The sequence below is a fragment of the Nocardiopsis mwathae genome (assembly GCF_014201195.1).
Classification (GTDB): domain Bacteria; phylum Actinomycetota; class Actinomycetes; order Streptosporangiales; family Streptosporangiaceae; genus Nocardiopsis_C; species Nocardiopsis_C mwathae.
In genome coordinates this window covers 3,905,777-3,922,043 of sequence record NZ_JACHDS010000001.1, presented here as the reverse complement: position 1 = coordinate 3,922,043, position 16,267 = coordinate 3,905,777, and the positions used below count along the sequence as shown (strand labels likewise).

The window sequence follows — 16,267 nt, the reverse complement described above, 5'->3', positions numbered from 1 at the left end:
TGTCGGGGAAGTCCTGCGGGCGTCCCCGCGTTACACCCTCGGCAGGGCCCCGGCCGAATCGCCCACACGTCCCGCGGGCGCCCGCGCGCACGGTCGCGCCCGAGGCTCCCGCTCCCGGCGATGCCCTGCGGATACCGCCTGACCAGCCCGTTTCCCAAGCTGTCCGGTATCCCGGCATAAACTGATGGATGGCCGCGGGAGTCGCGGTTCTTTCCCACCTCATGAGATCGAGACTTTCGCATGTCCAGCGCCACGCACGCCGAAGGCTCCGCCCGCCGGGCCGACCTCCGAAACGTCGCCATCGTCGCCCACGTCGACCACGGCAAGACCACCCTCGTCGACGCGATGCTCTGGCAGTCGGGAGCCTTCCGGGCCAACCAGGACGTCGACGACCGGGTCATGGACTCCAACGACCTGGAGCGCGAGAAGGGCATCACCATTCTCGCGAAGAACACCGCCGTCCACTACACCTCGCCCGAGGGCGAGGACGTCGTCATCAACATCATCGACACCCCCGGCCACGCCGACTTCGGCGGTGAGGTCGAGCGCGGGCTGTCCATGGTCGACGGCGTCGTGCTCCTGGTCGACGCCAGCGAGGGCCCGCTCCCGCAGACCCGCTTCGTGCTGCGCAAGGCGCTGGCCGCAAAGCTCCCGGTGATCCTCGTCATCAACAAGGTCGACCGGCCCGACAGCCGGATCGCCGAGGTGGTCGACGACACCTACGAGCTCTTCATGGACCTCGACGCCGACGAGTCGCAGATCGACTTCCCGATCGTCTACGCCTGTGCCATGGACGGCTCGGCATCCCTCAACCGCCCGGACAACGGCGGCCGACCGGACAACGACGACCTCACCCCGCTGTTCCGCACCATCCTCGACACCATCCCGGCCCCGGAGTACCAGCCGGGGGCGCCGCTGCAGGCCCACGTCACCAACCTCGACGCCTCGCCGTTCCTCGGCCGCCTGGCGCTGTGCCGGGTGCGCCAGGGTGAGATCGCCAAGGGCCAGCAGGTCGCCTGGATCCGCGGTGACGGCGAGACCCAGCAGGTCAAGATCACCGAGCTGCTGATGACCGAGGCGCTGGAGCGCAAGCCCGCCGAGAAGGCCGGGCCGGGCGACATCATCGCCATCGCCGGTATCCCCGACATCATGATCGGCGAGACCCTGGCCGACGTCGAGGACCCGCGTCCGCTCCCGCTGATCAAGGTCGACGAGCCCGCGATCTCCATGACGATCGGCATCAACACCTCGCCGCTCGTCGGCAAGGTCAAGGGCGGCAAGGTCACCGCGCGCCTGGTCAAGGACCGCCTCGACCGTGAGCTCGTCGGCAACGTCAGCCTGCGCGTGCTGCCGACCGACCGCCCCGACACCTGGGAGGTGCAGGGCCGCGGTGAGCTCGCGCTGGCCATCCTCGTCGAGCAGATGCGCAGAGAGGGCTACGAGATCACCGTCGGCAAGCCGCAGGTGGTCACCCGCCAGGTCGACGGCAAGCTGCACGAGCCCGTCGAGCGCTTGACCGTGGACGCGCCCGAGGAGTACCTGGGCACCATCACCCAGCTGCTCAGCGTCCGCAAGGGCCGCATGGAGCAGATGACCAACCACGGCACGGGCTGGGTCCGGATGGACTGGCTGGTCCCCTCGCGCGGGCTCATCGGCTTCCGCACCGAGTTCCTCACCGAGACGCGCGGAACCGGCATCGCGCACCACGTCTTCGAGTCCTTCGAGCCGTGGTTCGGCGAGCTGCGCACCCGCCCGAACGGTGTGCTGGTCGCCGACCGCGCCGGCCAGGCGGTCGCCTTCGCCATGTTCAACCTGCAGGAGCGCGGCACCCTGTTCGTGGAGCCCGGTACCGAGGTGTACGAGGGCATGATCGTCGGTGAGAACTCGCGCTCCGACGACATGGACGTCAACATCACCAAGGAGAAGAAGCTCACGAACATGCGCTCGTCCACCGGTGACGAGCTGGTGCGCCTGGTTCCGCCGCGCAAGCTCTCCCTGGAGCAGGCGCTGGAGTTCTGCCGCGAGGACGAGTGCGTCGAGGTCACCCCCGACGCCGTCCGCATCCGCAAGGTCGTCCTCGACCAGAAGGAGCGCGGCCGCATCACCGCCAACAAGAAGCGCGGCAACTAGCAGGAGCAGACGCGGCGCACGCGGAACGACCCCATAGGGAGCCCGCCGGGCTCCCTGTTTTCGCCGCTCCTGCGTTGATCTCGGAGATATTGGGGTGAAAATCGCCCGCGAGGCCCCAATATCTCCGAGATCAACGGATGCCGGATTCGGACGTTCCGGGGTGGTCCGGCCTGTTGTCGACTGTTGTCGTCTGCCCAGGTGGCGCCCTGTTTCCCTGGGTTGGGCGTTCCGGTCTAGTGGTGACTGTTCCGGGGTGGTCCGGGTGTGTAGGTTGACGCCGGGATGACGCTGGGGGCTCCGGCCACGCGGCGGGCGCGGACGGTCCGGGACACGTCAACGGGGGTCATCACCGAACGCGTCATCGATCGCGTTGCGTAGGCGGGCCTCGTCCAACCGGTCGCGCAGGGGTCCGCCTTCTTCGTCGATGGCGGCCATGACGGCGCCGTCGCGGGTGGTGCGCACGGCGACCTTCACCCCGATCTCCTTGCCCGCACGGCGTGCGGCGCGCTTGATCGCGGCGCGCTCCTCCTCATCGGTGTAGGAGAGCTTCGCCCACTGCTGGCGCCGGAGGTCGGACGCTATGAGGTCGGCAAGGCGCGCGGTCTCGGCCTCCTGGGCGCGCTGGCGGGCCTTGGCGGTGGGGGCGCTGGTGATGGGGCGCACGCGGTGCGGGTCGCTCATGGCGGCAGGATAGACCGCCGCGCTTGGGCGCGCCTACCCGCGCGGGCAACGGCGGGAGGGTGGACGGTTCCGGTCGCGCAGAGCGCGGCGCGGCGGGAGGATCGGGGGCCGCTACGCTGGCCCTGAGCGGTCGGAGCCTTCGGGCTCCACCCCTTTTCTCCGACCGGCCCCCGATCCTTCGGGTCCCGCCGCGACGCGTGAACGCGGACGGAACCGGCCACCCGGCCCCACCGCGCACCCGTGCCCGCGGTGCGCCTGCATGCCGGTGACCGCGCAGGTGAGCACACGGAAAGGCCCCAGACCCGAGGGTCCGGGGCGCGCGGCCCGGGGGCGCTATGCGGCCTCGTCCGGCTCGTCGTCGGCCAGGTAGTACTCGACCCCGGCCAGGATCTCGGTGCGCAGCTCCCGGGGGAGGGCGAAGGCGAGGCGGAGTCCGGCGGTGACCTCGGCGGGGTCGTCGGAGCAGATGAGGTAGGCGGCGCGGTCGGCGGTGCGCAGAGCGGTCGCGTTTCCGGTCGTGGTGGCGGCGGTGTTCATGGCGGCCTCCTGGGGGGTCGGTTCGGCCTGACGGGGCCGTCTGGATCACGCCCGGGGCGGGGGTCAAGGTGGAGCACTCCACGACTGAACGACCTTGACCCCCGCCCCGGGCGTGATAGGTCCCGGAAAGTCAGGCCGGATCGACCTCCGGGAGGGTGCCCGCTACCGGTGCCACGGTCGAAACGCTGAAGCGCACCGGTGACCTTGTCCGCCTACCGGAACCACGCGCGCGACGAACACGGCGAGCTGGTCCGGCCCGGTTCCCGGAGCCCGGCCGGGGGCTGTGCACGGTCGGCGGGCGTCGGTGCGGCGGTGTGCAGGGCGTTCCTGCGCGGGCGGGCTCGCCCTCGTGCGGTAGGCGGGGCGGTGGAGGCGGGGCACGCTGGTGAGGCCGGGGAGGGCGGGTGTCGGGGCCGCGCGCGAGCACCCGACGAAGTCGGGCGCGCAGCGCGACGTGTCCCGTAAGCCCGTCCCGACCTGCGGCCGACCCCCGGCGCACACGTCCGCTGCCCGCCCGCGCCATGGCGCGGGCGGGCAGCCTTGACCCTGTAGGGAAAGTCGTCACCGATCGCATGGTGCGCCTGGTCGGCGGTCTAGCGAACGGTGTGTCCGTGGCGGCGGTAGCGGCCTGCGGGCACTTCGGGCGGCTCCGGAGTGCTGCGGGGGCGGCTGGGGTTGGTCCCAGCGTTGTCGGCGCGGGACGGCGTGGAGGCCGCGTGCGGGCCGGATGAGCCGGGCGGCCAGGGTGAGCGCGTCGGCGCACGCTGCGAGCGCGGTCATGGCCTGCTCTCCTTGATGAGCTGGCGGATCTGCTCTGCTGGGTAGCGGGGGCGTCCGCCGGGTGTGTAGATGACCGGCACACGGCCCTGGCGGGTCCAGTCCCGTACCGCGCGCGTGCGCACGTTGAAGAGGTCGGCGACCTCGGCCGTGGTCAGTAGCTCGACCGGGGCACTCAGGGCGGGGCGGGGCCGGGTTGCGTGGGCGCTGCCCGTGGTGCGGGATGCCGGTGCCCGGTGGCGGCCCGGCGGGCGGCGCGGGATGCCTGCCTCCTGGAGCCGGTTGAACACGGTGCTGGTGCTTGTGTCCAGAAGCTCGGCGATCTGGGGGCAGCTGCGGCCCTCGGCGTAGAGTCGGGCGCATTCCTCGGTGGTGACGTCGGGGCGGGTGCGGGGGCGGTGCCGGATGCTGCGGCCGGACTCCTTGAGCACCCGGCGCACGGTGTTCTGGGAGCGGCGGGTTGCGGTGGCGATGCGTTCGATGGACGCGCCCGCGTCGAAGCACGTGGTGATCACTAATCGGTCGGTGCGGGTGAGGGGGCGGCGCGCTGCGGGGGCGGTGGCTGCCATAGGGGCGTCCTCCTTCCTCGTCGTCGGGGGTCAGTGGCGCCGGGTGAGGCAGTCGCGCCGCCATTGGATGTCTTCAAGCTGCCATCGCAGGCGCTCGATCTCGCCGTGCACGTTGGGCGGCGGTGTGCGGGGCGAGACGTCGACGGCGCCCCGGAACAGCACGACCACGCGTATTTCTGCGATTTTGCGGCGCAGTTCCTCGGCCTCGTCCTGTTCGCCGTTCACCGGTCCTCCCCCTTTACACCTGCTCGGGCGGGGGTGGGGGCGCTGCTGGTGGTGGCCCAGGCGAGGCGGAAGAACACGCCGCATCCCTGGGGCAGGGGGCCGGTGTGGTCGGCGAAGTGCCGGACCAGGTGCAGCCCCCTGCCCTGCTCTGCGTCGGGGCCGGTGGACAGCAGGCGGGGCGCGCTGTCGGCGGCGCCGTTGTCGGCAACGCGGGCTTCCAGTTGCCCGGGTGTCAGTACCAGGCTGACGGTGAAGCGTCCGCCCTGGCGGCCGGTGTGGGTGTGGCGGATGGCGTTGGTGCACAGCTCGGACAGGAGGAGCACGGCGGTTGCGGTGGTCTCGTCCGGGGTGCCGGGGCCGTGCACGGCGGTGGTCAACACGTCCTCGGCCCAGTGGCGTGCCTCGGCGACCTGCTCGGGCACCCCGGGGAAGCTACGGGTGTAGAAAGCCATGGTCACACCGCCTCCCCGGTGGTCATGCGGTGGACGTAGGGGCGCACCCGCGCGGATCGCCGGTGGTGCGGGTTCCGAACGCGGCAACCTAGCCTGACGGTCGTTTGCTCCGTCTGCTGGACGATAGTGTTCATGTTGGGTCCTCACCTGCTCCTTGTGGTTCTCAGGTTGGGGATCAAGGCCCTGCGCTCGGTGTGTGCCTACACCGACCAGGGCCGCATGTGTGCTAGCAGAGTAGTGATCTTCGGGCGGCGACTTAACTGCCGCTGGGGACAACACAATGTCTGCACTAAAGATCGCTTGCAATACCTTTTACTAAAGTGCTTTCCTTGGTCTTATTGGGTGCCAATCGGTAGAGGAAGCGTAGTGAGGGGTGTGTGATCGGTGCAGGGAAACAGGAGTCGCTGGATCCGGATTGGCAAGCAGATCCGCGCATTCCGCGAACGAGCTGGTGTTTCGCAGGAGGACCTAGCGAAGGCGGTTGGGATCTCGCCAGCCATGCTCAGTGCAATGGAACGCGGCGCACGGGGGATCAAAAGGGAGCATACGAGGCACCTTGATCGCGAGCTCAACACAGGCGGTGCACTGACAGAGCTGTGGGATCGGTTGTCGGAGTCTGCTCTAGCCCCTGGCTACCAAGACGCTGCGGAACTAGAGCGCGCTGCGTCGGAGATCTGGGAATTCCACCAGATGGTTGTGCCCGGCCTGCTGCAGACGGAGGAGTACGCCCGACACATTCTGAGGACGGGACTTCCTCGTGACACTCCTGATTCGATCGAGGAACTCGTGCAAATTCGCATGAAGCGTCAGGAACTTCTTAAGTCGGACGAAGCTCCTGCCCTCGTCTTCGTCCTAGACGAGTCGGTTCTGCGCAGGCCAACAGGCGGACGAGAGATCATGGCACGTCAGTTGGCGAACCTTCTTGAGAAATCGCAACGCCCCAAGGTCGCGATCCAAGTCATCCCATTCGCCACAACCGACCACCCTGGGCTGAGTGAAGCCTTCGAACTCTTCAAGGTCCCTGGCCAGGGGGTCATCCTGTACCTGGAAACTCGACGGGAGGGCACAATCGTGCACGATCTCGACGCAGTGGACGACTACTCTCGACTCTTCGGAGATCTACGCGGTGCAGCCCTCCCCCTGGATGCAACCCGCCAACTCATCGCGACCGTACAAGGAGAGTTCTCGTGAGACCTCATGACCTGGCGTGGCGCACGTCCACCTACAGCAACAACACGGGCGGACAGTGCGTTGAGGTAGCCGGGACTCGACAGGGCACGTTCGTACGTGACACGCAGAATCGGCACCTTGGATACCTGGCCGTCCCCGCCCGGGAGTGGGGGGCGTTCCTCTCCGGCGTGCGCAGCGACCTTCTGTAGTGACCTCCACCCTTCCCCATCCCTTGAGACGCTTGGGCCTCCCGCTGTTCGCGGCCGGGGGCCTTCTGCTTGCCCTCGTCTTTTCGGACGTTCCTTAATTTCCCCTGCTGCGCGCGTTTCGGTCCGCCTCACCTTTGGGTGTGTTCCGGTCTGGTCGGGTCTGTTGGGCGGATCGTCGATCCGATCGAAAGTCGTCGGCTCGGTTCTGCCGTTTGCCCTCAGGCTTGTTGTAGGACGGGTGTTCGATGCGGGTGCGGGAGGTTGCGCGTGGGGGTGTCGCCGGTAGAGCGGGCGTTGATGGACCGGTTGACGGGCGAGGATTTTCCGGCTTGGAGGCAGCAGGCGGAGCGGGCGCGGTTCTGCTCCAACCCGGTCCGTGTGGCTGGGGGCGCGGTGTCGGCCGACGCCGATACGGGTGAGGTGCGTGCGGAGGTCGATACCGCGTCCCACCCTGATGGGGTGTTGCTGGTGGCGTGCGGGGACCGGCGGGCGTCGGTGTGTGGGTCGTGTGCGGAGGTCTACCGGCGCGATATGTGGCACCTGGTCGCGTCGGGGATATCGGGGCGGATGTCGGCGACTTCGTCGGGTGGGGCGGGGGCGCGTCAGGACACGGTCGGCTCGGTGGTGCCCGACACGGTGCAGGGGCACCCGCGTTTGTTCGTGACGCTGACGGCGCCCAGCTTCGGGCCGGTGCACTCGGCGCGCGGCGGTGGGGTGTGCCGACCACGGCGCGACACCCGACGGACGTGCGCCCATGGCCGTCTTCTCGGGTGCGCCCTGACTCATGACAGCGATCACCCCATCGTCGGCACTCCGATCTGTCCGGAGTGCTATGACTACACCGGTGCGGTGCTGTGGAACGCGTACGCCGGGGAGTTGTGGAGGCGTACCCGGGTGGCGATCGACCGGGCGTTGGCCCCGCTGGTCTCCGAGGTGCTTGGTACCCGGGTGTCGGCGACCGGTCTGCGTGACCTGGTGCGGACCTCGTATGTGAAGGTGGCGGAGTTCCAGCGGCGGGGCCTGGTGCACCTGCACGCGGTCATCCGCCTGGACGGGATCGATCCCGATGACCGGGGCCGGATCGTGGAGCCGCCGGTGTGGGCGTCGGCGGGGCTGCTCGCGTCGGCGGTGAGGCGGGCGGTCGATCAGGCGGCGGTGGCCTTGCCGTCCACTGATGGGCGGTTGCGGGTGGCCTCGTGGGGTGCTCAGCGCGACGTCACCGACGTCTCGGAGGGCGGGCCGGTCACCAACACGCGGCGTCTGGGTGCCTATCTGGCGAAGTACGCGACCAAGACCGCGTCGGATGCGGTGTCGGCGTCGGGGGCGTTGGCGCGGCGGTTTCACCGGCTGCACCGTGGGTGGCTGCGGCGGGCGGTGGGGGCGCATCTGGCGCGGATGGTGGAAACGGCGTGGGACCTGGGGGCGCGGCGCGACCTGGAACACCTGCGGTTGCGCAAGTGGGCGCACTGCTTGGGGTTTCGGGGTCACTTCGCGACCAAGTCGCGGGTGTACTCGGTGACCTTGGGGGCGCTGCGGGCCGCTCGCCGTGCCTGGCGCGCGAACCAGCGGGAGGCGTCCGGGGAACGCGATGTGTGGGCCACTGGTGGTGACGGTTCGACGCTGGTCATCGGCCACTGGGCGTACGCCGGTCGCGGCTGGGTCAAGGCTGGCGATTCTATGCTCGTCGAACAGATGGCGCGGGAGTACGCGATCGCACGCGAGGAATATCGCCGCGTGCTCTGCGATGAGAAATTGAGGCGGGCGGAACATTTTTCGCTGACATGGGCTCCAGTGCGGCAGCGCCGGGAAGAAATGTCGCGCGAAGCGCGTCCTTGAATGCGTGAACCCGGATCTGTTCCGCTTGCGCCGGCCACTGGAACAGGAATACGGCGCGCGTAGCGCGTCCTTTTACGCCCTTGGCTCCGCCGGGCGAGGGGTGGGTGGTCGGGGGATTGGTCAGTGGGCGAGCCCGGCGCCCGATCACTTTTATCGACCATCTGATATTCCATTCTCGGTTTCCTCTTTGGGGGTTTCACGTGAAACGCGAAAACAAACAAGGAAACGATTCCCCCGGGTCCCTTGATGGGCTGTGGGCGGTCGATGATGTGGCCGCTTACCTGCGCAAACCTGTGTCGTGGGTGCACGACAACCACCGCAAGTATTTCCATGCGGCGCGCGTCGGCCGGGAACTCCGCTTCTCCGCAAATGAGGTCAAGAAATGGATCAGTGGCCAGATCCGGCCATGATCAACAGACTCTTTAATCGCCGAATTCCACAGATTTGGATAGAATGGGCGATAGAAAGAAAGAACACGAGGAAACGGAGATGGGACCATGGCGAAAAAGGCGGTCGGCTGGGCGGTCGGGACCATGCGCGACGGAATCCGCAAAACCCTCAACCAGACCAAGACCAAAGCCGCCGGGCGTGAGGTCTACGCCTACAAAGTGCCCTACCGCGACGGCGACGGAAAGCAGACCTCCCAGACCTGGGACACCCTGACGCAAGCCAAGGAGTTCCGGGACCTGGTGCGCGGACAGAAGAACTCGGGCATCCTCCAAGACTTCAAAGCCGGGCGCATCACCGTCTCCGCCTGGGGCGCCGAATGGCTCTCCACGATCAAGGCCACACGCAGACCCTCCACGCACGCCACCTACCGCACCTGGGTCAACCGCTACATCCTCCCCGAACTGGGCGGGATGACGCTGAACGCCGTCACCCCCCACGATGTCCAGCGGGCCGTCAACGCCTGGGCGACGCGCCACGGCCTGTCCGCCTGGACGGTGCGCCTGATCTACCGGGCGTGCAAGGGCCTGTTCCAAGGAGCCGCCGACGCCGGGAGGATCCCCGCCTCCCCCTGCCGCAACGTCCGCCTTCCCGAGGTGCACACGAGTGAGGTGGTGCCCTTCACCGTCGCGGAAGTCGAGGCGATCGCCGAAGAAATCACCCCCCGCTACCGGCTACTCGTGGTCATGGGCGCCTGCCTGGGCCTGCGCATCGGCGAACTGCTCGGCCTGACCTGGGACCGGATCGACCTGGAAGCGGGCACGGTGAGTGTTGACCGCCAGCTGCAAGACGGGCGCCTGTCCCCGGCCAAGACCCGCACGTCCATCCGGCGCGTCCCGCTCTCCCAGCGGGTCATCACCGAACTGCGCACCCACCGGGACCTGTACCCGCCCCAGACGGTCAGTGCCGAACAGGACGGCGCCCCGGGGCGCACGGAGGTCGAACCGGTGTTCCGCTCCCCGCGCGGGGGGATGGCCAACCCCGCCACCGTCCGCTACCGGTTCCGCAAGGCCTGCGCGGCCGCCGGGCTGCGCCCGGAGGTCCCGCACAAGCTGCACAACCTGCGCCACACCTTCGCCAGCGTCTGTATCGAGCACAACACCTCGCCGAAGAAGATTCAGACGTGGATGGGGCACGCAAGCATCAGCGTGACCATGGACGTCTACGGCCACCTGATGAACTCCTCCGACGACTCGTTGCGCTCGGCCATGGATGCCGCGTTCGCCACCGATGCCCCCGACACTCCCGGCGGCCCCGACGCTCCGGCCCATTGACGCCTGTTCCGGGGTGGTGGCGTGTAGTACGTTGACCCCCTGCTGACCTCGAACCCCCGGCCCACCCACCGCGCGCCTGTCACCAGGCACAACGCGGAGGGCGGGCCTTACGCATGACAATCTCCGAGATCAACGCAGGGGCCGGGGGATTCCGAGGCTGCGTGTCATCCGCCTAGACCATGCCGCAGGTGAGGCCGAAGCTGGTGGCGGTGATCGGGGCGAGTAGCACGCAGGCGGCCGCCGCGGTGGCCAGCGCGGCGACCGTGGCGGTGAGGGCGCGCGGCGCGGCGGGTCCGCCCGAGGCGGGGCGCACCAGGCGGCGGACGCGTTCCACCACCTCGCCGCCCCCGGCCGCGAGCGCGGCCGACCCGGGGGCTGGCGCCATGGCGGCGATCGCCCGGGCGACGACGCGGCGGTCGTGGCCGCATGCGGCGCGGTCGTCGGCGGCCCACTCGGCCAGCTCGGCGGTGAGCGGCGCCGCCCGCCGCAGCAGCGGCACGCACGGGAAGGCGGAGTCGAGGATCCGCACCCAGCCCAGCAGCAGGTGGTGCCGCCCCCGCAGGTGGGCGCGCTCGTGGGCGACGACCGCCGCCAGCTGGTCGCCGTCGAGGGTGTCGAGCGCCCCCTGGGTGAGCACGATGCGCGCCCCGGGACCGCCCACGCAGTAGGCGGAGGCCTGCCCGGTGGGCAGGAGCCACACGTCGGCGCCGCGCACCCGGCGGCGCGTGGCGACGTGGTCGAGCATGGCGCGGTGCCGGGAGCTCCACCGCCACCCGCGGTAGCCGCGTGTGGCCGCGCAGCAGGCCAGGCGGCCGAGCGTGGCGGCGGGGGCGGCCAGCGCGGCGAGGGCCGACACGTTGGGGTCGCCGGGGGAACCGAAGACCGTGCACACGGTGGCGACACACAGCTCGATCAGCGCGGCCAGGCCGAGCCCACCGGTGACCCTGGCGAGCAGCAGCAGGCCGACGGAGAGCAGAGCGGCGGCCCACGAGGTCGCCAGCGCGACCACCGCGAGCAGGGCGGTTCCCGGTGCGCGCCGCGCGGCGTCGTGCAGCCGGGCGAGCAGCCGGGGCCCGAACGCGCCGAGCGCCACCGTGTAGGCGGCCGCGAGCAGCAGCGCGGCGCCCGGGGTCACGGTCGGCCCCCGCCGCTGTACCCGCCATCACCGCTGTCCCCGCGGTCCTCCCGGCCACCGCCATCGGACAGCAGGTCGCGCAGCATCCGCGCCTCCTCATCGCTCATCGCGTCCACGAAGCGCAGCAGCGTGCTGCGGGTGCCGCCGCTCTCGTGCAGTGCCTCGTGCATGACGCGCGCCGCGTAGTCGCTGCGGCCGACCGCCGCGCGGTAGAACCACACGCGGCCGATGCGCTCGCGTTCCAGCCACCCCTTGTCGAACAGTTTCTGCAGCACCGTGGAGATCGTGGTGTAGGCCAGGTCGCGGTCGTCCAGCGCCTCGGTGACGGCGCGGACCGTGACCGGCTCGGCGGCGTCCCAGACGATGTCCATCACGACCCGTTCGAGGGGGCCGAATCCACCCATGTCAGGCCTTTCGTGCGGGGGCGGGGCAGGACGCGTCGTCGCGCAGGCGGGTGTGCAGCGCCCAGGCGAGCAGTACCAGCCCCGCGGCGGCGAAAAGCGGCTGCAGGGGAGCGAACCACGTCACCGCGCCCGAGGTGCCGACCGCGAGCAGTACCAACTTATTGCAGACGGGGCAGCCGATGGCGAACCAGGACAGCAGCCCGCCGCCGAGGGAGGCGCGGGTGCCGCGCTCGGGTGTGGCGGGCGTGGCACCGCTGCCACGCGGGGTAACGTAAGTGGCCAGCAGCAGCCCGCTGAGGACGGCGGAGGCGATCCAGACGGGGTGGCTCCACCACTCCGGTGCGATCTCGCGGCCGAACAGCGGGTTGGGGATCAGTGCGGTCGGCACTCCCAGCAGCACCGCGGCCGCCGCGCTCCCGGCGGCCGCCGCCCACCACCTGCGTGCGTTCCAGTGCCGCATCCGATCCCTCTTTCACGTCGACCCTGCGTGCGCCGCCCCGGGACCGTGGTCCGGGACTTTGTTTCTATGGTTCATAGAAATACTACTATGCTTGATAGAAGACGCGTGGTGCGACGACGGAGGAGCGACGAATGCCCAGCTCAGACAGGAAATCTCGGCGACTTGCCCCCTGGGTGCCGCTCGCCGCCGGGGCCGCGATCCTCATCGCGATCGCCGGGTACGCCATCACCGCATCCGGCGGTGAAGCGGACCAGCCGGACGCGCCGCCGTCGGCCCCTGTCTCGGCCGACATCCGCGACATGGGCGAGCAGCTGGCCCGCCGCGACGCCGACGACCCCATGGCGATGGGTGAGACCGACGCCCCCGTCGTCCTCATCGCCTACTCCGACTACAACTGTCCGTTCTGCGGGCGCTGGGTCCGCGACATCCAGCCCGAGCTGATGCCCTATGTCGAGGACGGCGACCTGCGCATCGAATGGCGGGAGTTCCCCTACCTCGGCGACGCCTCCACCACCGCCGCCCGAGCCGCGCACGCCGCCGGGCGGCAGGGCAGGTTCTGGGAGTTCCACGACGCCTACTACGCCGAGGACGAGAAGCTTGAGGGCGACGCCCTGCAGGACGAACTGGACGCCATCGCCGAGGCGATCGGCCTGGACGGGAAGCGCTTCGACGACGACCGCGAGAGCGGAGAGGCCGCCCAGGCGGTCCAGCGCGACTTCGACGAGGGCGTCGGCATCGGCGTCAACGGCACCCCCGCCTTCCTCATCAACGGCCAACCCGTCATGGGCGCGCAGCCGCTGCCGGTGTTCACCCAGGCCGTCGACGCCGCGCTGGACGACGCCGAGGGGGCCGCGTGACCGACATCGGCTTCGCGGCGGCGCTCGCGGGCGGGGTGCTCGCCCTGCTGAGCCCGTGTAGCGCGCTGCTGCTGCCCTCCTTCTTCGGCTACGCCTTCCGCGACCCGCGGCACCTGTTCGCCCGCACGACCCTGTTCTACCTCGGCCTGTGCGTGACGCTGGTGCCGCTCGGCGCCGGATCGGCCGCGGTCAGCGGGCTGTTCTACGGAGAGCGCGACCTGCTCATCGCCGTCGCCGGGTGGCTGATCATCGCGTTCGGCGTCGCCCAGATCGCCGGGCTGGGCATCTCGCTGGGCTTCCTCGCGCGGCTGGAGGGCCGCTTCTCCGGGCGGACGGACGCCGTGTCCGTGTTCGCCCTCGGTGCGGTCTACGGCCTCGCCGGGTTCTGCTCCGGCCCGATCCTCGGTGCCGTCCTCACCGTGGCCGCCACCGGCGGCGCGGTGCGCGGCGCCCTCCTCCTCGCGGTCTACGCCCTGGGTATGGCGCTGCCCCTGTTCCTGCTCGCGCTGCTGTGGGACCGCTTCGACCTGGGCGGCAAGGCGTGGCTGCGCGGTCGGCAGGTGCGCATCGGGCCGGTCCGGCTGCACACCACGAGCACCGCCTCCGGCCTGCTCTTCATCCTCATCGGCGCGCTGTTCCTCCGCTACGACGGAACGGCGTCGCTGTTCGGCGGCGCGCTCTTCGAGGACCAGGCCTACCGCGCCCAGCAGTGGCTGGCCGGGCTCAGCGGATCCGGGGCCGACCTGGCGCTGTTCGGCGCGCTGGGTGCGGCGCTCATCGGCGCGGGCGCCTGGCGCTGGCACCGCGACCGGCGCGCGGCCCACGACAAGAGGATCGAGCCCACTGAGCCCACTGAGCCCGCGGAAGCCGTGGACCGCGAGGAGACGCGATGACCGGAAACGCGGTCGACAAGACAACCGGAAAGCGGCAGGCGCGGCAGGCGCGACGGGCCGCGGCCCTCGGAGCCGCCGGGTGCGCCGCCGCGATCGCGCTGGCGGCCTGCGTCGGCGGATCCGGAACCGCGGGGGAGGACCGGGGAACGCGTGCGGCCGACGAGGTCACCGTGCTCGACGAGCCCGCCGAGCCGCTGCACGGTGTCGACGGCCGGGACGTCCCGCCCCCGGTCGACCCCGGCACGCTCGCGCTGCTGCCCGTGGACAGCCGCCCCACCGCGGTCGGCGACGGCTTCATCGGCACCGTCCTGCCCACCGCGGAGGATCCCGACCTCACCTTCGTCCTCACCGGCGCCGACGGCACCGCCCGGTGGAGCCGGTCCGTCAACCCCTCGTGCACCAGCTTCGCCGTCTCGCACGCCGAGGGCCGCGACATCGTCGTGCTGCTCGACAACGACTTCGACCCGCTGCGGAACGGCGCCGACCCCGCGACCGAGGCCAGCGGCTACGACGCGGTGACCGGAGAGCGGTTGTGGGGACCCGTGGACGTCCCGGGCGCCGCGATCGGGCCGGGCCTGGTGTTCGGTGACATGCCGGGGACCGTGGTCAGCGACGACGGGGGCGCCAAGGTGGCGCTCTCGCCCGCCGACGGGTCGGTACGCGCCGACGAGAACGACGACGGTGTGGTGGTCCACCACGAGCACGACGGGGCCCTCCTGGTCGAGGACGGCGGCGAACTGCGGGCACGCGACACCGTGGCCGACCGGGAGCTGTGGACCGGGGACGAACTCTCCCCGCCCGCGGGCGCCGGGGGCCGCGTGCCGGCCTACGCGGCGGCCGTGGAGGGCGACGGCGGCCGGGTCCTCCTCTCCTGGGCGCCGGCGGGCGGCTCGGGGCGCCCCGTGACCACCGTGAACGACCTGCGCACCGGCGCGACCCTGGCGGTCCTCCCCGGCGGGATCGCCGAGCCGCGGGCGCTCGCCGACCCGGTGAGCGGGGTGATCGTCGCGACGTCGGTGGCGGACGGCGGAGGTGTCATCGCCGCCTACGACCCCGAGAGCGGCCGGGAGCTGTGGCGTGCCGACGGGGCCGACCACGCGCCCCGGGTACTGCTCGGGGGTCGGCTCTTCGGCGCCCGATCCGACGACGGCGCCGACCGGGTCGCGCTCGCGGCGGCGGAGGGGACCGTGGAGGAACGCGGCGCCTGGCCCTTCCCGGTCGCGGCCACCGCGTCGGGAGCGACGGCCGTGGAGCTGCCCGGGACCGCGTGCGGCCGCGCCGAGGGCACCTGCTTCGCCGTCGGCACGCCGCGTTGAGCGGGCACCCGGGCCGGGGGCCGCGCCCCCGTCTCCCCGATGGTCGGAGCCCGGCCCCGCTGTGATCGGCGCCCTGTCTCCGTTGATCTCGGAGATATCGGGGTAAAAGTCGCCGCTGAGACCCCGATATCTCCGAGATCAACGGAGGAGGGGGTGGTCGGCTCACCGGTGGGCCGGGCGGGGGACGAGTCGGAAGACGCGGGGCTCGCGGCCTGACCGGGACGCATACGAGTCGTAGGGCCACATCGCGTTGAGCCGGTCCCATACCGCGGCCTTCTCCTCTGCGGAGAGCAGTACGCCGGTCACCGGGATCTCGCGGCCCCTGTAATTGACCACGGCCTCGGGTGTCGTGAGCAGGTTTCCGGTCCAGGCGGGGTGCTTCTCGCGGCCGAAGTTGCTGCCGACGACCAGGAAGGAGCCGGTCTCCCGCTCCGGCAGGCACGCGACCGGGGCCTGGCGGGGTTCGCCGCTCTTCTGACCGGTGGTGGTCAGCATCAGGCTCGGGACGGCCCAGCGTGCGGTCTGCACACGGCCGCCTGTGCGCCGGGCGAGGAACCGGTCGAGGCGGGGGAGGACGCGGGGGGCGACCCGGGCGAACAGGCGGCTCGCCGCCATCCGCTGGGAGAGGGCGAGGAGTGTGGTGCGGAGCGGGGTGGTCCGGCGGCCGGAGGACGGGGGCTGCGGAGGGGGTGTGGAGGGCACGGGAGGTCCTTTCCCCGGTGCGGGTGGGTGTCCGTGAAACTACGTGCGCTCGCCGGGTGTGCCAAGGGTGGTGGCGAGGCGTGCCAGGGGTCGGTGGAGGGGGAATGGGCACGGCTGCGGGGGAGGCGGCTGTGTGGGAGGGGTGCGGGCGGGCGGTTCGCGTAGTAGCGTGGATCACGTTGTTCGTACAGGT

18 protein-coding genes are annotated in these 16,267 nt (G+C 70.7%); 9 read left to right on the top strand and 9 right to left on the bottom strand.

The window, feature by feature from the left end; translation table 11 throughout:
• Positions 1-240 precede the first annotated feature (240 nt).
• Positions 241-2,130, top strand: a complete 1,890-nt coding sequence (gene typA / locus HNR23_RS17005; RefSeq protein WP_184076668.1) for a translational GTPase TypA — start codon at positions 241-243, stop codon at positions 2,128-2,130.
• A gap of 333 nt (positions 2,131-2,463) precedes the next feature.
• Here the strand turns inward: typA and HNR23_RS17000 are convergent, their stop codons facing one another.
• The 5 genes from HNR23_RS17000 to HNR23_RS16980 form a co-directional block, all read right to left on the bottom strand.
• Positions 2,464-2,811: a hypothetical protein gene (locus HNR23_RS17000; protein WP_184073542.1), complete on the bottom strand. Its 348-nt coding sequence runs from the start codon at positions 2,809-2,811 to the stop codon at positions 2,464-2,466.
• A 333-nt stretch (positions 2,812-3,144) separates the two neighbouring features.
• Entirely contained in the window at positions 3,145-3,348 is a 204-nt protein-coding gene (locus HNR23_RS16995; protein WP_184073544.1) for a hypothetical protein, read from the bottom strand.
• A 776-nt stretch (positions 3,349-4,124) separates the two neighbouring features.
• A complete protein-coding gene (locus HNR23_RS26360; RefSeq protein ID WP_221308096.1) occupies positions 4,125-4,694 on the bottom strand; it encodes a helix-turn-helix domain-containing protein in 570 nt (189 codons plus the stop codon).
• Between the two features lie 30 nt (positions 4,695-4,724).
• Positions 4,725-4,919, bottom strand: a complete 195-nt coding sequence (locus HNR23_RS16985) for a hypothetical protein (RefSeq protein WP_184075631.1) — start codon at positions 4,917-4,919, stop codon at positions 4,725-4,727.
• Positions 4,916-5,371 (bottom strand): ATP-binding protein, encoded by a 456-nt coding sequence (locus HNR23_RS16980; RefSeq protein ID WP_184075632.1) that lies wholly within the window; start codon positions 5,369-5,371, stop codon positions 4,916-4,918. Before HNR23_RS16980 ends, HNR23_RS16985 begins: the two co-directional genes overlap by 4 nt.
• A 384-nt stretch (positions 5,372-5,755) precedes the next feature.
• Between HNR23_RS16980 and HNR23_RS26880 the strand changes: the two genes are divergently transcribed.
• From HNR23_RS26880 to HNR23_RS16955, 5 genes are all read left to right on the top strand, one after another.
• Positions 5,756-6,562: a helix-turn-helix domain-containing protein gene (locus HNR23_RS26880; RefSeq protein WP_343070524.1), complete on the top strand. Its 807-nt coding sequence runs from the start codon at positions 5,756-5,758 to the stop codon at positions 6,560-6,562.
• On the top strand, positions 6,559-6,750 hold the full coding sequence (locus HNR23_RS16970; protein WP_184075633.1) for a DUF397 domain-containing protein: 192 nt from the start codon (positions 6,559-6,561) through the stop codon (positions 6,748-6,750). The genes HNR23_RS26880 and HNR23_RS16970 overlap by 4 nt, the downstream gene beginning before the upstream one ends.
• Before the next feature lie 267 nt (positions 6,751-7,017).
• Positions 7,018-8,586, top strand: a complete 1,569-nt coding sequence (locus HNR23_RS16965) for a replication initiator (RefSeq protein ID WP_184075634.1) — start codon at positions 7,018-7,020, stop codon at positions 8,584-8,586.
• Positions 8,587-8,786: 200 nt separating this feature from the next.
• Positions 8,787-8,996 (top strand): MerR family transcriptional regulator, encoded by a 210-nt coding sequence (locus HNR23_RS16960; protein ID WP_184075635.1) that lies wholly within the window; start codon positions 8,787-8,789, stop codon positions 8,994-8,996.
• A gap of 87 nt (positions 8,997-9,083) precedes the next feature.
• Positions 9,084-10,307, top strand: a complete 1,224-nt coding sequence (locus tag HNR23_RS16955) for a tyrosine-type recombinase/integrase (RefSeq protein WP_184075636.1) — start codon at positions 9,084-9,086, stop codon at positions 10,305-10,307.
• Positions 10,308-10,479: 172 nt separating this feature from the next.
• On the opposite strand, the gene HNR23_RS27545 is transcribed toward HNR23_RS16955, so the two are convergent.
• The 3 genes from HNR23_RS27545 to HNR23_RS16940 are packed head-to-tail and all read right to left on the bottom strand — an operon-like array spanning position 10,480 to position 12,306.
• Positions 10,480-11,442 carry a M48 family metalloprotease gene (locus HNR23_RS27545; protein ID WP_184076667.1) on the bottom strand — a complete coding sequence of 321 codons (963 nt, stop codon included), beginning with the start codon at positions 11,440-11,442 and terminating at the stop codon, positions 10,480-10,482.
• The gene (locus HNR23_RS16945; RefSeq protein WP_184076665.1) at positions 11,439-11,846 is read right to left on the bottom strand and encodes a BlaI/MecI/CopY family transcriptional regulator; all 408 of its coding nucleotides are present in this window, start codon (positions 11,844-11,846) and stop codon (positions 11,439-11,441) included. The genes HNR23_RS27545 and HNR23_RS16945 overlap by 4 nt, the downstream gene beginning before the upstream one ends.
• Position 11,847: 1 nt before the next feature.
• Positions 11,848-12,306, bottom strand: coding sequence for a hypothetical protein (locus tag HNR23_RS16940; protein WP_184076663.1), 459 nt, complete (start codon positions 12,304-12,306; stop codon positions 11,848-11,850).
• Between the two features lie 131 nt (positions 12,307-12,437).
• On the opposite strand from HNR23_RS16940, the gene HNR23_RS16935 reads away from it, so the two are divergent.
• From HNR23_RS16935 to HNR23_RS16925, 3 genes are read left to right on the top strand one after another with little or no spacing between them, the layout of a single operon-like run.
• Positions 12,438-13,163: a DsbA family protein gene (locus tag HNR23_RS16935; RefSeq protein WP_184076661.1), complete on the top strand. Its 726-nt coding sequence runs from the start codon at positions 12,438-12,440 to the stop codon at positions 13,161-13,163.
• Positions 13,160-14,056: a cytochrome c biogenesis protein CcdA gene (locus HNR23_RS16930; RefSeq protein ID WP_184076659.1), complete on the top strand. Its 897-nt coding sequence runs from the start codon at positions 13,160-13,162 to the stop codon at positions 14,054-14,056. Before HNR23_RS16935 ends, HNR23_RS16930 begins: the two co-directional genes overlap by 4 nt.
• The gene (locus tag HNR23_RS16925; protein WP_184076657.1) at positions 14,053-15,372 is read left to right on the top strand and encodes a PQQ-binding-like beta-propeller repeat protein; all 1,320 of its coding nucleotides are present in this window, start codon (positions 14,053-14,055) and stop codon (positions 15,370-15,372) included. The genes HNR23_RS16930 and HNR23_RS16925 overlap by 4 nt, the downstream gene beginning before the upstream one ends.
• 162 nt (positions 15,373-15,534) lie before the next feature.
• Here HNR23_RS16925 and HNR23_RS16920 read toward each other — a convergent pair whose 3' ends face one another.
• Entirely contained in the window at positions 15,535-16,074 is a 540-nt protein-coding gene (locus HNR23_RS16920; protein WP_394353784.1) for a nitroreductase/quinone reductase family protein, read from the bottom strand.
• Positions 16,075-16,267 lie beyond the last annotated feature (193 nt).

Coding starts and splice junctions, on each gene's coding strand:
- HNR23_RS16940 (WP_184076663.1), bottom strand. CDS start 12,306: ATGCGGCACTGGAACGCACGCAGGTGGTGGGCGGCGGCCGCCGGGAGC.
- HNR23_RS26360 (WP_221308096.1), bottom strand. CDS start 4,694: ATGGCAGCCACCGCCCCCGCAGCGCGCCGCCCCCTCACCCGCACCGAC.
- HNR23_RS16925 (WP_184076657.1), top strand. CDS start 14,053: ATGACCGGAAACGCGGTCGACAAGACAACCGGAAAGCGGCAGGCGCGG.
- typA (WP_184076668.1), top strand. CDS start 241: ATGTCCAGCGCCACGCACGCCGAAGGCTCCGCCCGCCGGGCCGACCTC.
- HNR23_RS16955 (WP_184075636.1), top strand. CDS start 9,084: ATGGCGAAAAAGGCGGTCGGCTGGGCGGTCGGGACCATGCGCGACGGA.
- HNR23_RS16995 (WP_184073544.1), bottom strand. CDS start 3,348: ATGAACACCGCCGCCACCACGACCGGAAACGCGACCGCTCTGCGCACC.
- HNR23_RS16945 (WP_184076665.1), bottom strand. CDS start 11,846: ATGGGTGGATTCGGCCCCCTCGAACGGGTCGTGATGGACATCGTCTGG.
- HNR23_RS16935 (WP_184076661.1), top strand. CDS start 12,438: ATGCCCAGCTCAGACAGGAAATCTCGGCGACTTGCCCCCTGGGTGCCG.
- HNR23_RS17000 (WP_184073542.1), bottom strand. CDS start 2,811: ATGAGCGACCCGCACCGCGTGCGCCCCATCACCAGCGCCCCCACCGCC.
- HNR23_RS16980 (WP_184075632.1), bottom strand. CDS start 5,371: ATGGCTTTCTACACCCGTAGCTTCCCCGGGGTGCCCGAGCAGGTCGCC.